The organism is Streptomyces sp. NPDC031100 (assembly GCF_055570785.1).
Map to the genome: position 1 here is coordinate 30,567 of NZ_JBVIGN010000007.1, position 12,202 is coordinate 42,768.

General features: G+C 73.5%; 11 protein-coding genes and 2 pseudogenes. 6 read left to right on the top strand and 7 right to left on the bottom strand.

Features of this window, described 5'->3' with window-relative positions:
* Positions 1-11: 11 nt before the first annotated feature.
* A complete protein-coding gene (locus ACZ5DS_RS20410; RefSeq protein ID WP_468240411.1) occupies positions 12-1,316 on the bottom strand; it encodes a DUF2254 domain-containing protein in 1,305 nt (434 codons plus the stop codon).
* 267 nt (positions 1,317-1,583) lie between these two features.
* On the opposite strand from ACZ5DS_RS20410, the gene ACZ5DS_RS20415 reads away from it, so the two are divergent.
* Complete coding sequence (locus tag ACZ5DS_RS20415; protein WP_468240414.1) at positions 1,584-3,128, top strand: N,N-dimethylformamidase beta subunit family domain-containing protein; 1,545 nt, start codon at positions 1,584-1,586, stop codon at positions 3,126-3,128.
* 22 nt (positions 3,129-3,150) lie between these two features.
* Here the strand turns inward: ACZ5DS_RS20415 and ACZ5DS_RS20420 are convergent, their stop codons facing one another.
* Both ACZ5DS_RS20420 and ACZ5DS_RS20425 read right to left on the bottom strand, forming a co-directional pair.
* Positions 3,151-3,339: a hypothetical protein gene (locus ACZ5DS_RS20420; protein ID WP_468240415.1), complete on the bottom strand. Its 189-nt coding sequence runs from the start codon at positions 3,337-3,339 to the stop codon at positions 3,151-3,153.
* Positions 3,340-3,475: 136 nt separating this feature from the next.
* On the bottom strand, positions 3,476-4,066 hold the full coding sequence (locus tag ACZ5DS_RS20425) for a hypothetical protein (RefSeq protein WP_468240418.1): 591 nt from the start codon (positions 4,064-4,066) through the stop codon (positions 3,476-3,478).
* 81 nt (positions 4,067-4,147) lie between these two features.
* Here ACZ5DS_RS20425 and ACZ5DS_RS20430 point away from each other — a divergent pair.
* Together ACZ5DS_RS20430 and ACZ5DS_RS20435 are read left to right on the top strand one after the other, a co-directional pair.
* Positions 4,148-4,537, top strand: a pseudogene (locus ACZ5DS_RS20430) (amidohydrolase family protein); the annotation flags it as partial.
* Entirely contained in the window at positions 4,534-5,262 is a 729-nt protein-coding gene (locus ACZ5DS_RS20435) for a hypothetical protein (protein ID WP_468240420.1), read from the top strand. The pseudogene ACZ5DS_RS20430 and the gene ACZ5DS_RS20435, both read left to right, overlap by 4 nt.
* A gap of 16 nt (positions 5,263-5,278) precedes the next feature.
* Here the strand turns inward: ACZ5DS_RS20435 and ACZ5DS_RS20440 are convergent.
* Together ACZ5DS_RS20440 and bla are read right to left on the bottom strand one after the other, a co-directional pair.
* Positions 5,279-5,588, bottom strand: a pseudogene (locus ACZ5DS_RS20440) (right-handed parallel beta-helix repeat-containing protein); the annotation flags it as partial.
* Between the two features lie 51 nt (positions 5,589-5,639).
* A complete protein-coding gene (bla, locus tag ACZ5DS_RS20445) occupies positions 5,640-6,551 on the bottom strand; it encodes a class A beta-lactamase (RefSeq protein ID WP_468240422.1) in 912 nt (303 codons plus the stop codon).
* Between the two features lie 132 nt (positions 6,552-6,683).
* On the opposite strand from bla, the gene ACZ5DS_RS20450 reads away from it, so the two are divergent.
* The 3 genes from ACZ5DS_RS20450 (at position 6,684) to ACZ5DS_RS20460 (ending at position 9,269) form a co-directional block, all read left to right on the top strand.
* Positions 6,684-7,685, top strand: coding sequence for a LysR family transcriptional regulator (locus tag ACZ5DS_RS20450; RefSeq protein ID WP_468240424.1), 1,002 nt, complete (start codon positions 6,684-6,686; stop codon positions 7,683-7,685).
* Positions 7,682-8,617: a serine hydrolase gene (locus tag ACZ5DS_RS20455; protein WP_468240427.1), complete on the top strand. Its 936-nt coding sequence runs from the start codon at positions 7,682-7,684 to the stop codon at positions 8,615-8,617. The genes ACZ5DS_RS20450 and ACZ5DS_RS20455 overlap by 4 nt, the downstream gene beginning before the upstream one ends.
* Positions 8,618-8,810: 193 nt before the next feature.
* Positions 8,811-9,269, top strand: a complete 459-nt coding sequence (locus ACZ5DS_RS20460; protein WP_468240429.1) for a cyclic nucleotide-binding domain-containing protein — start codon at positions 8,811-8,813, stop codon at positions 9,267-9,269.
* Between the two features lie 91 nt (positions 9,270-9,360).
* Here the strand turns inward: ACZ5DS_RS20460 and ACZ5DS_RS20465 are convergent, their stop codons facing one another.
* Positions 9,361-9,963: an Rv1733c family protein gene (locus ACZ5DS_RS20465; protein WP_468240431.1), complete on the bottom strand. Its 603-nt coding sequence runs from the start codon at positions 9,961-9,963 to the stop codon at positions 9,361-9,363.
* Between the two features lie 358 nt (positions 9,964-10,321).
* On the bottom strand, positions 10,322-12,088 hold the full coding sequence (locus tag ACZ5DS_RS20470) for a sensor histidine kinase (protein ID WP_468240434.1): 1,767 nt from the start codon (positions 12,086-12,088) through the stop codon (positions 10,322-10,324).
* Positions 12,089-12,202: the final 114 nt, after the last annotated feature.

Sequence of the window (12,202 nt, forward strand, 5' to 3'; positions counted from 1 at the left end):
AAAGCGCAGGCCTACGGCGAGACGAGCCGGGCGCCGACTTCACGTACGGCCGTGCGGTCTGCGGGCTGGGCGATGCGGGTCTCCGCGTCGGCCAGGACGAGTCGGGCCTGGTGGGTGACCGCGGCCAGTCGGTGCGCGTCGGTGACCGAGGCGGCGGCCGTGGTCAGCAGGCGCAACAGCGCCAGACACACGGCGGGTTCACCGGCCCCGTAACGACGGATCTGGCCGCAGGCGAGGTCGAGACAGTCGGCGAAGGGGGGACCGGCGACGGCCACCCTGACCACACCCGCCCGGTCCGTCCTGACCTCGTCGCCGAGGGTGCGCCCACCCAGCATGCCGACGATCACGGAGAGCCTGTCGAGCGCCTGAACGCCGGTGTACGGGTCGTTGACGGCAGGCGACAGGGCACGCAGCGCGATGTCGACGAGCTGGCGCATGCCGAACATCACGTCCTGCTGCAAGGTGCGCTCCGGGCCGATCTGGACGGCGTGGTGCAGGGCACGGGCCAGTGCGGGAGCGTTCCTCGGTGGTCCGCCCCGGCGTGACCAGGCGACGGCCAGCGTCGCCGTACCGGCCACGACATGGTCGCCCACCCTCGGGACGACCACCACGACGGCGTCCTGGGCCGCGGCGGCCTCCAGCAGCGGTCCGGGATGGACAGTCTGCACGTAGCCGGAGCGCAGGGCGGCCAGGGCGAGCGCGCCCGGTGGCGGGACCGGCCCGGTGCGGTCCACGCCCGGGGCCGTCGGGGTGTAGGCCCGCGCCGTGCGGGCCGTGGCCTCCGCGACCGAGTTCATGATGGTGTCGATCTTGATCGAGTGCACGATGTGGTGCACGAAGAACACCAGCATCCCGAGGCTCAGGAAGATCAGCGCGATCGCTCCGGTGACGGCGAGCCGGGGGAAGTCCGCGCCGCCGGTGGCGCGGACGGTGTAGAGCCCGGCGGTGCTGTAGGCGAACGTGGCGACGAAGGTGGCGAGCACCACCTGGTTGGGGCGGTCGCGCAGGAAGTTGCGCAACAGCCGGGGGGAGAACTGGGTCGAGGCCAACTGCAGCGTGACGATCGTCAGTCCGAGGACCAGCGCGATGACGGTCACGATCGTGGAGGCGATCGTGATCAGCGCCTGCCGGGCGTCGTCCGCGGTGCCGCCGAAAGCGATCGGGTGCCACACCGAGTCCGGCGGGATCCGTACCCGCGACAGCAGGCTGCCCGCCACCAGCGCCAGTGCGGCGGCCGTCCCCGGCAGCACCCACAGGGCACCGCGCAGATACTCCGCGACCGCGGCGGTCCGAGCACCCCGGCGCACCGGTCCCATGTTCGCCTCCCAGCAGCCGGCTGCTGCCCAGCATGCCGCCGGAGCCTGTGACCGGCCCCGGACCACCACCGCCGGCGACGCCACTGCCACGGACGCATTCACTCGTACGGAACAACACCCGGTTCCCCACCGGCCCGCGCTCGTCCCCGTCGCTCGCCGGACCGGCCACGTACTGGGCCACGGCCCCGGAGCAGTGGTGCGGTTGCGGGAGGCCGCCGGACCGGGAGGCTGGACGGGGGACTGACCGGGGCGGATCCGGGAGGCGCGGTGACCCCAGCAGACGGCACTCCGGCCGTGGAGCGCCGGCGCTTCCTGGCCCTGTGCGCCGCGGCGGGCCTGGGCACAGCGGCCGCCTGCACATCCGCGCCCCCGCGTGCGAACCCCCGCGGCGACAGCCGCTTCCTGCCGGAGGCCGAGCAGGACGCGCCGGGCACCGCCGACTGGCGGATCCGCTCGGCGGGCCCGCCGGATGCCGTGGCCGGTTACACGGACCAGGTGAGCGTCACGCCCGGCCAGGAATGCGGCCTGCATGTGTCGACCACCGCCGCGTCGTTCCGGGTCTCGGCGTTGCGCGTCGGCTGGTACGGCGGCAAGCAGGCCCGCCTCATATGGGCCTCACCACGCATACCGGGCCGCGCCCAGTCGCCCCAGCACCTGCTGCCCGCCACGCGCACCGTGCGCGCCGACTGGCCCGTCTCGCTGAGCCTGGACACCGCCGGGTGGCCGGAAGGCGCGTATCTGCTGCGGCTGGAGGCGGACACCGGCCACCAGCGGCACGTCCCGCTGATCGTCCGCTCCGCCGAGGGCTCGGGCCGCACGGTTCTGCTGCACGCCCCGGCGACCTGGCAGGCCTACAACCGCTGGGGCGGCTACAGCCTCTACGCGGGCTCCTCGGGCGCGTACGCCACCCGGTCGCTCGCGGTCAGCTTCGACCGCCCCTACGACGGCAACGGCGCCGAGAAGTTCCTGGTCTACGAGCGGGCGCTGGTGGTGCTGGCCGAACGCCTGGGCATCCCGCTCGCCTACACCACCGGCGTCGACGTCCACCGGGACCCGTCGGTGCTCCGCGGAGCACGCGCGCTCGTCTGTCTGGGACACGACGAGTACTGGACGCCCGAGCAGCGGGCGTACGTCACCCGGGCCCGGGACGCCGGGACGAACGTGGCCTTCCTCGGCGCGAACACCTGCTTCCGCCGGGTCCGCCTGGAGGACGGGGAGCGGGCGGGCGACCGTACGGTGGTCTGTTACAAGACGTCCTACCGCGCCGACCCCTGCTATGCGTCCGCCCCGGCGCTGGTGACCACCGACTACCGCAGTCCGCCCGCCGCCGACCCGGAGTCCTCGCTCACCGGCGTCCTGTACGAGGGCTATCCGGTCGATGCCCCCTATGTCGTGCACGCCGCCGACCACTGGCTGTACGACGGCACCGGAGTACGCCCCGGCGATGCCTTCGCCCATCTGGTGGGCGTCGAGTACGACCGTGTCACGCCCGGCTCCCCCACTCCCGGCCCCCTGGAGATCACCGCGCACTCCCCCGTCGTCTGGGCCGGCCGTCCCAGTCACAGCGACTCCGCGTACTACACGGCCCCCAGCGGTGCCGGGGTGTTCGCGACCGGCACCATGCGCTGGGTGGAGGGCCTGCTGGCCGGCACCGGCGAACTCGGCCGCGACCACGGGATGGACGGCCGCACGCGCGCGTTCGTCACGCGCACCACGGAGAACCTGCTGCGCACCTTCGCGCGGGGCCCGGCGGCCCGCACCGGCCCACCACCCCGGGCGAACGTGGAGGAGGTGTACGGCGGCACGGTCTGACGACAGCCACCGGGCCCGGGCGTCACTGTGCCTGGTGCCCCGTGGCCCGGAGCCGGTCCCTGCGGGCGAGGTTGTAGATCCGCAGGAGGTGCTTGGCCACGGCACAGGGCGCGGCGTCGGCATGACACTGGCGGCACGTCTGCACGTGCTGCTCGTAGGTGAAGCGCGCGTTGTCCAACGGATCGTTGTGCGCAACGTTGAGAGAAGACATGGACATCTCCGGACAGGGCGCGTCGCGAGACGGCGCCGAGTTGACTGACTGGTACACCCGGAGCAAGGTGATCATGTTACTTGCGGTACTGGGAAACCGGCCGGTAACCGAGCTCGCCCCAGCTGAGACCGTGTGGTCAGTGGCCTCCCGAGGGCTGGTCGCAGCCCGTGTGGTCGGGGTAGCCGCCGAAGGCGTCCGCCTCGGTCGCGGCCTCGTTCATCTCGCCCTCCAGGCACACCGGGTAGTCGTCGGCCTCGACGAGGAAGCCGACGGTCATCGAGCCCTTCTGGTACGTCTGCGCCCGCTCTCCGGTGTACCCGAGGCCGGCGAGGACCCTGCGGACACTCTCGGGGTCGAACTCCCCGCGCCTGCGCAGCGGTTCGAGCGCCTTCCGCACGCGTCCGATGGCCGCGACGCCCTGGCAGCGGGCTTTGCCGTGCAGCGGGAAGGGCACCATGAAGCCGTGGTTCTCGGCGTAGTGGTCGGCCGGCGGCACGGTGGGACTCGGGGTGTCCGTGGACGCCGACGCTGTGGGGGTGGGGCTGGGGCTCTCGCCGGGGCACGGATAGTCGGCGATCCGGCTCGGCGTGGCCACGGCGGTCCGCGACGGGCCGCCCGCACCGGCTTCGTCACCGGCCCGCTGCGTCCCGCACCCGGTGGCGAGTACGGCCAGCAACACCACGGGCGCCGTCGCGGCCCGTGCCCCCGTCGTCCTGATCATGGTCATGCACCGATCCTGGCCGACGGGCCGGGCCGCCGTCATGAGTGTGCGTACTCATGACGCGGCGACGCACACCTGCTTCAGCCGGCGTACGCCCCCGCCGTCCGCACCCTGCAAGCGGTGGGCGTGCGCACGGCGACGCACGCCATCGGGGACGCGGCCGTGCGCCACGTCCTGGACGACGGCTCGGACCGGCCCATCGCGCACTACGACGTACGGGCTGTCCTGGCCAGGGGCCGCCACCCCAAGGGCGCCGCCGCACGGCGGCCGGGGCTCACGCCGTTGCAGGCGCTGGAGGGCTGCACCAGCCGCGCGGCGGCCGCGGCCGGCGAGTCCGCCGTGGCCGGTCGCATCGCACCCGGCCACCGTGCCGATCTGACGGCCCTGTCCGTGGACCCCGTGCTCGCTCCCGGTGACGAACTGACCGGCGCACCGGTCGGTTCGAATCCTGCCTTCTCCGCCAGAATGTGCGGGTGAACGACTTTCGCCCGGTCGACCGGGACCCCGCCCCGGAGTGGTACGGACGCCTGCACGTCCGTACCGCCGATCTCTCGCCTGCCCGGTGGCTCACTCAACGCGCCCCGGGGTACGCCGCCATGGGAACGGTGGCGGGTGTCGCCGCGCCCGGCTTCGAGGCCTACGCGAGGATCCTGCACCCGGCAACCCTGGACGAACGGCAGGTGCGCTGGTCGACGGTGGCCGCCGCGTACGGCACCCGGGTGACACCGGGCACGTACTGGCACGAGGTCATCGGAGCGGACCGCGACTACCTCAACCGCTCCGACCTCGGTCTGCCCGGTGTGTGGGACGAGCATCCGGGCGAGGGTCCGACCCCGCCCGATGTCGCCCGCGCCCTCATCCCGATTCTGGCCCGGCACACCCGGACCCCGGAGCGCTGCTGGTTCGGCCTGTGGTGCGGGTACGGGCGGTGGGACTTCGACGGGATCCCCACGTTCGCGACACCCGGCCGGGACGAGGTGCTGCTCGCCGGCGCCCTGGCCGATGCCGTCTCGCCGCCGTCCCTGGACGAGTTCGCCGAGCTGCCCGACCTGTGGTGGCCCGAGGACCGCGCCTGGTGCGTGGGCGGCGACGTGGATCTCACCAGCACCTACGTCGGCGGATCCGCGGAACTCGTCGCGGAGTTGCTGTCCGCTGCGGAACTGGAGGCACATCCCGTGGGGGCGGGCGACAGGGTCGGCTGAGCCGGGCGCCCCGCCAGGGCGTGACGACCTTGCCGCCGAAGGCCACCACCAGGTGCCCGTCCGAGGCGAAGGACCAGGCCAGGGCGCCGGAGTAGGAGGAGCACCGGGAGCCGGACCACGTGGTTGACCGCGATGCCGTCGCCGCCGAGCTTGTAGCCGTTGCGGTCGCCGTTCTTGTTCTGAGTGCCGTCGCTCAGCGTGCCGTTGGAGTAGGAGAGGGAGCTCTCGATGGTCACCGGGCCGATGGCGCCGGTGTCGGTATTGGTGCAGAGGTCCCAGCCGTCGTCGATGTTGTGGTGGGAGACGTCGTACCGGAAGACGTTCCCGCGGGGATGGTGACCGTCGCCGACATGAACCGGTGGTCGGTGTGGTGCGACTTACTCGCCGGGTGCGAGGGTGCGTGCCAGGACGCGGGCCGTGTCGGCGATCAACGCGTCGTCCACGGGCGCGTCCTGGGTGGTCTTCGTGGACAGCACGGCCAGCAGGAGGGGCGTCTTCCGAGTGGTCCACGCGACGCCCACGTCGTTGGCGGTGGCGTAGTCGCCGGTCCCCGTCTTGTCGCCGAGGACCCAGCCGTCGGGAAGCCCGGCGCCGAACCGCTTGCCGCTGGTGGTGTTGCCCTTCAGCCAGGTCACGAGCTGTTCGCGGTCGGCCGCGCCCAGGGCCCGGCCCAGCGTCAGCCGCTCGAAGCTGCGGCCGAGGGCCCAAGGGGTGCTGGTGTCGCGCAGGTCGCCGGGGAGGGCGGTGTTCAGGTCGGTCTCCCAGCGGTCGAGCCGGCTCACCCGGTCGCCGAGCGACCGGAAGAACCGGGTGAGGCCGGCCGGCCCGCCGATCTGGCGCAGCAGGAGGTTGCCCGCAGTGTTGTCGCTGTACTGGATCGCGGCCGCGCACAGGTCGCCCACCGACATGCCGGTGGCGAGGTGCTCCTCGGACTTCTTCGAGTTCGCCAGGATGTCCCTCGGCGGGTAGTGGATCACCGTGTGCAGCGGTGCGCAGTCACCGTGGTCGCGCAGCACGGCGGCGGCCGCGAACGCCTTGAACGTCGAGCACATCGCGAACCGCTCCCCCGCGCGATACGCCACGACCCGCCCGGTGCGCACGTTGTGGGCGTACACGCCGAGGCGCGCCCCGTACCGCCGCTCCAGCTCGCTCAACTCGGCTTGCGGGTCGGCCGCCGGGGCTGCGGATGCGGTCGACGCCCCCGCGGCCGAGGCGACCGCGGTGGCGGTGGTGAAGGCGAGACCTGCCGTGAGCAGGCGGCGGCGCGGCAGCGGGTGGGCACTGGTCATGTGCAGAGTTCTCCCAGGTCGTCCGTCGTCGGTCGGATGGATCTTCGGCAGGGACCAGGGAAACAGCCGGGCTCCACTCATGTCCAAGAGTGAACTTTGAACCCGTCATAACGTATTGATATGACTGGGCGGATGGATCTCCTCGCACATCTCGAGGCGTACGTCGCGACCGTCGACGAGTCGAGCTTCTCGCGTGCGGCCGACCGGCTCGGAATCGCCCAGCCGCTGCTCAGCCGCCGTATCAAGACGCTTGAGGCCCACTTCGGGGGCCTGTTGTTCGACCGCTCGCGACGGCAGGTCACGACCACGGAGCTGGGTCTGCTCCTGCTGCCGTACGCGCAGGACGTGCTGGATCGCGCCCAGCGGCTCGGGCAGATCGCCCGCTCCGCCCGCCAGGCGCAGGTGCGTGCCGTCGGGGTGCCCGCGGACTGTGCCCCTGCGGCGCTGGCGCGCGTCATCCGCGCGGGCACCGAGCGCGGGATCACCCTCGGCATGCGCGAACTGCCGCCCGGGGATCGGGTCGCCGGGCTCGCCGACGGCTCACTCACGTACGCCCTGGTGCGCGTTCCCCCGGAGCACGCCGCGGTCCGGGTACCGCTCGGCCTGGCGTCGGCCGCACCGCCCGGTGCCCCGGAGCCGACGCCCACCGAAGCGACCGCAGGCCGTCGGCGCGCGATCCATCTGGAGGACCTGCGGCCCCGCAGAACCCGTGCCGCGACGGGTGAACGGCCCGCCGCGCTGCCCCTCCTGACCCTGACGGAGGACGAAGTGCCGTATGCACAGGACAGGTTGGTCCGTGCCGCCGCGCGCGCCGGGTTGCCGGAGAGCCTGGTGCGGCCGGCCGGGCCTGCGGCCACGGCCCTCGCCGAGACCCTGGCCGGCGGGGCGGTCCTGCTGTGTGCCGAGCCGTTCGCGCGGCAGCACGGGGCGAGGTGGGCGCCGCTCGCCGATGCCGCCCTGCACCGCGGGTACGACATCCAGGGGACCCCGCGTCAGCGGGACGCGGCGGACGTGCCCGACTGGCTGGCCGCGCTGCTCGGGGCGGCGGCCGGTGCCACGAGCGGTGCGCCGGATGCGCGGCGGCCCGGTTCCGCGGCCGAGGAGGCCTCGGCACGGCTGGCGGCACGCGGATGAGCGCGGCACCGGCCCACCGCCCGGCCTGCGTGGCCGCGGACGGCGCCCTGCTCGATGTCGCCGAGACGATCGCGGCCGACTGGGCGGCTCTCGGCGTCCGCGGCTCCTTCCTCGCCCGGCACCTCGACTCGGGCAAGCAACTCGGCTTCGACATCGACGCGTTGATGCCTCTTGCCTCGGTGGTGAAGGCGCCGCTCGCCCTGGTCGTGCTGGACCGGATCGCGGCCGGGGAACTGGACCCGGCGCGCCCGGTGACGGTCGACCCGGTCACGAGCAGCATCGGACCCACCGGCCTCGCGGCGTTCCGGCACCCGGCCACCGTGGCCGTCGGCGACCTCCTCTTCCTGATGCTCTCGGTGAGCGACAACGCCTCCGCCGACGCGCTGTTCGACCTGGTGCCGGTCGCGGACGTGGACGCCCGCCTGCGTGCGTGGGGGTGCGAGGGGATACGGGTACGGCACCGGATGAACCACATGTACGAGTGCGCGGCCGGGGCAGCCGGCAACGACTTCTCGCTCGCCCTGGAACTCGCCGTCCGCGACGAGCGTGCCGGCCGGCACACCATCGAGACCCTGGATCCGGCCCACGCCAACCTCGGCTCCGCCGCCGCGCTGGTGGACCTGTTGCAGCGGGTGTGGGGCGACGAGATCTCCCGTCCGCAAGCGACCGCCGAGTTGCGCCGGTTGATGGCCCTTCAGGTCTTCACCCAGCGGCTGGCGAGCGAACTGCGCGCCGACACCCTGCGGTTGAGCGGCAAGACGGGCACCTTCCTGCATCTGCGGCACGAGATCGGGGTGGTCGAGGCGGAGTCCGGCGACCGGGTGGCCATGGCCGCGCTCACCCGCGCGGACCGGCGGGCCGGCCAGGCGCCGGACATCGACCTCGCGATCGGGATCGGCGCGCGCCAGGCGTTCGAGGCCCTGCGCGGCTGAGACGGCGCGGGTGCGTCCGGTGCGCGGGTCGGCACCTCGGGTCGCGGGGCAGGCGGGAAGGGTCAGACAGGGTCTAAGGGCCCCGGGTGGGGCCGAGCGGCCCGTGGTGTCCGGGTGTGGACGGGCGCAGGCTGGGATCAGGAGCCCTCCGTCGGCGAGGGCTGCCGGTCCTGGAGCGAAGGGAGCCGGAGCGATGACCTCCGTCACCACCATGAGCGCGGCCCTGCCCGTCGAGCACCGCGAACAGCTGATGCAGCTCGCCCGCGAGGTCTCCTTCGAGAGCGGGACCCGGCTGTTCGAGGAGGGCCGGCACGCCGACCGCTTCTGGATCGTGCGGACCGGCACCGTCGCCCTCGACCTACGGGTGCCCGGCCGCCGTCCCGCCGTCATCGAGTCGCTCGGGCACGGGGAGCTGGTCGGCTGGTCCTGGCACTTCCCGCCCCACCTCTGGCATCTGGGCGGCGAGGCGATGACACCGCTGCGGACCTGGGAGTTCGACGCCGAGGAGGTCCGGGCGAGGTGCGCCGCCGATGCCGAGTTCGGGCGGGCCGTCGCGGTCTGGATCGGGCTTGTGGTCGCCCAGCGGCTGCACGCCTCCCGGGTCCGGCTGCTCGACCTCTACGCCCCCTACGGCAGCGGTAGCCCGGAATGAGCGCGGCGCCGTGGCCCGCACCACTGCGGTGACGTCGGTACGCGTGCACTCGTGCGGGGGGCGAGCGGCCCTGTTCACCGGGCAGCGCCCCTCACGTCCCCCCGCTGCTGAAGTTCCGCCACTCCGGTCCGATGCGCTTCCACTCCTCGTCCCATTCGGACAGGCGCCGGCGCATGCGCCAGGACCGGACCAGCCAGCCCCCGGCCCAGACGGCGCCGCCGGTCGACGAGGCGACGAGGACGCCGGTCAGGGACGCCTGGAGCGCCGCCTCCGCCGTGCTCGCCGGCGCACGCACCAGGTGGTTCGCGCGATCGGTCCACACCGTGAGCCCACTGCCCGCAGGTGCACCCGGGTAGACCTTCGTCCGGTCGGTGTGCACCGAGCCGTCCGGAGCCGTCCAGCGCACGCCGGCCCACACCCGGCCGTCGTCGTAGCCGCTGCCGGTCGGCGGGGTCCTGGCCGCGTCGTCGGTCAGCACGGCGGACACCGCGTGGACCTGGGCGCGTCGCGCGGAGAACGCCGAGTCCACGGACAGGGCCGCCGTCGCGCCCGCGACGGCGCCGCCGAGGACGGCGATGATCCAGGTGGCGAGCACGATCCATGCCTCGACGACGTCGCTGTGCCGTCGGAGCGGGTTGCGATGCCATCGCCACCACCGGTCCCGTGTCACTCTCGTGGGAGGTGTCCGCGTCATCGGTCGCCGCCTCCTCTCGCATGCCGGCGGCCGCCGGTCGGGGCGTGCGGGCCCCTTCGGCGTCCGGCAGGTCCGGATCGAGATCCGGGTGACGTGGGGCGGACCGGTCCGTGCGTACCGCACGTCCGCCGCGCCCGCCGGGCCCCGTGCCGGGCGGGCCCCGTGCCGGGCGGCGCGGCGAGCGGCTCCGGCGCGGTGTCGTACACCCGGCCGCCGAGCGTCACCCCACCATCGTGCACCTCATGGCGGATCGATGCCGTCCGTATGCCGAAGAGAGCCGTACGAAGGCTTCGTCACGTGCCTCGTCCGCGCAGTCCGCTGCCGTTGCGGCAGGCCCTTGGGACACCGTCCCCGGGGACTACTCCCGGGGCAGGGGCGCCCGCCACCGCAGCGTCGTACCGCCGTCGTCGGAGCCGGTCACCTCCAGCCGGCCGCCCAGCTGCTCGGCCCGCTCGGCCATGTTGCGCAGTCCGCTGCGGCGGCCGCCGGGCGGGATGCCCACGCCGTCGTCCGAGACCGTCAGGGTCACTTCGTGCGCGTCGGCGGTCAGGACCACCTGGGCCCGGCCGGCGTGGGCGTGCCGGGCGACGTTGGTGAGCGCCTCGGAGAGCACGGCCACGACATGGTCGGCGATCTCCCGCGGCACATCGGTGTCGACCAGGCCTTCCATGCGCACGCTGGGTGCGAAGCCCAGCAGCGGGGCGGCTTCGCCGGCCACGCTCACCACCCGGGCCCGCAGCCCGCCGGCGGCCGTGCCCTCGCGCGCCCGCAGCCCGAAGATGGTCGAGCGGATGATCTTGATGGTCTCGTCGAGGTCGTCGACGGCCCGCAGGACCCGCTCGGAGGCCTGGGGGTGCTCGATGAAGCGGCCTGCGCTCTGCAGCGTCATGCCGGTGGCGAACAGTCGCTGGATGGCCAGGTCGTGCAGGTCCCGGGCGATCCGGTCGCGGTCCGTGAGCACGGCGATGCGCTCGGCGTCCTCGCGGCGCTCCGCCAGCTGCATGGCGATCGCGGCCTGCGCGGCGAAGCCCTGCAGCATCTCGGTCTCGTAACCCGCGAACACCGGTCGGCCGGTCTCGCGCGCCAGCAGGACGACGCCTCGGACGCCACCCTCGCCGGTCCCGATGGGAACGGCGACGGCCGGACCCAGGCCGCGGAAGCGCGCCGGCTCGGGGGTGATCCGTTCGTCCTGGTTGACGTCGTCGCTGCTGACCGGGCCGGCGGCGGAGAAGGCCAGTCCCATCAGGGTCGCGTTCCGGGGCAGCACCAGCCCGCGGTGCGCCTCGGCGTCCACGCCCACGGCGATCTCCACGGCGAGCGCATCGGTGTGCTCCATGGGCAAGGCGACGGCCGCCAGGGCGGAACCCGTGATCTCCCGGGCCCGTTCGGCGATCAGCCCGAGGGCCTCGGCCCGCTCGCTGCCGGACATCAGGCTGTGGGTGATCTCCGCGTTGGCCCGCAGCCAGCGCTCGCGCAGCCGGGACCCCTCGTACAGGCGGGCGTTGTCGATGGCCACACCGGCCGCCACGGCCAGCGTCGACAGCACCGATTCGTCCTCCGCGTCGAACTCCGCACCGCCCCGCTTCTGGGTCAGGTACAGATTGCCGAAGACCTGGTCACGCACCCGTATCGGGACGCCGAGGAAGCTGTTCATCGACGGGTGGCCCGGCGGGAAGCCGTACGAGGCCGGATGGTCGGAGAGTTTCGCCAGGCGCAGCGGCTGCGGATGCCGGATCAGCTCGCCGAGGATGCCGTGCCCCTCGGGGAAGGGGCCGATCCTGGCGATCTCCTCCTCGGTGACGCCCACCGTGTGGAACGCCGACAGCCGTCTGCCGTCCGGTCCGATGACGCCGAGGGCGGCGTACTCGGCGTCCACCAGGACCGCGGCCGCCTCGGCGATGGAGCGCAACACCTGCTCGAGGTCCAGTTCACGGCCGACGGAGAGCACCGCCTCCAGCAGGCTGTGCACCCGGTCCCGGGTGCCCCGGGCAGCGTCGAGCCGCGCCTGCAGCTCCTCCAGCAGCTCGTCCAGCCTCAGGTGCGGCAGTCGTACGCGGGACTCGCCCGGGTTTGCCACCCCAGTCCTCCAGGTCCGCTCGGCCCGGCCCCCCACCGGTCGGGCCATCTGCCACGGTATCGGTCCCCGGTCGGGGGTGCTGAACGAGGCCGGAGCGACACCGGCGACGGCAGGTGAGCGGCGCCGTCGAGGGACTTCCGGCCCCTCGACAGGGACCGATCG

Excerpts from the sequence above, each read along its gene's own strand:
- ACZ5DS_RS20410 (WP_468240411.1), bottom strand. The coding sequence starts at position 1,316 with ATGGGACCGGTGCGCCGGGGTGCTCGGACCGCCGCGGTCGCGGAGTAT.
- ACZ5DS_RS20420 (WP_468240415.1), bottom strand. The coding sequence starts at position 3,339 with ATGTCTTCTCTCAACGTTGCGCACAACGATCCGTTGGACAACGCGCGC.
- ACZ5DS_RS20425 (WP_468240418.1), bottom strand. The coding sequence starts at position 4,066 with ATGACCATGATCAGGACGACGGGGGCACGGGCCGCGACGGCGCCCGTG.
- bla (WP_468240422.1), bottom strand. The coding sequence starts at position 6,551 with ATGACCAGTGCCCACCCGCTGCCGCGCCGCCGCCTGCTCACGGCAGGT.
- ACZ5DS_RS20450 (WP_468240424.1), top strand. The coding sequence starts at position 6,684 with ATGGATCTCCTCGCACATCTCGAGGCGTACGTCGCGACCGTCGACGAG.
- ACZ5DS_RS20455 (WP_468240427.1), top strand. The coding sequence starts at position 7,682 with ATGAGCGCGGCACCGGCCCACCGCCCGGCCTGCGTGGCCGCGGACGGC.
- ACZ5DS_RS20460 (WP_468240429.1), top strand. The coding sequence starts at position 8,811 with ATGACCTCCGTCACCACCATGAGCGCGGCCCTGCCCGTCGAGCACCGC.
- ACZ5DS_RS20465 (WP_468240431.1), bottom strand. The coding sequence starts at position 9,963 with ATGACGCGGACACCTCCCACGAGAGTGACACGGGACCGGTGGTGGCGA.
- ACZ5DS_RS20470 (WP_468240434.1), bottom strand. The coding sequence starts at position 12,088 with ATGGCCCGACCGGTGGGGGGCCGGGCCGAGCGGACCTGGAGGACTGGG.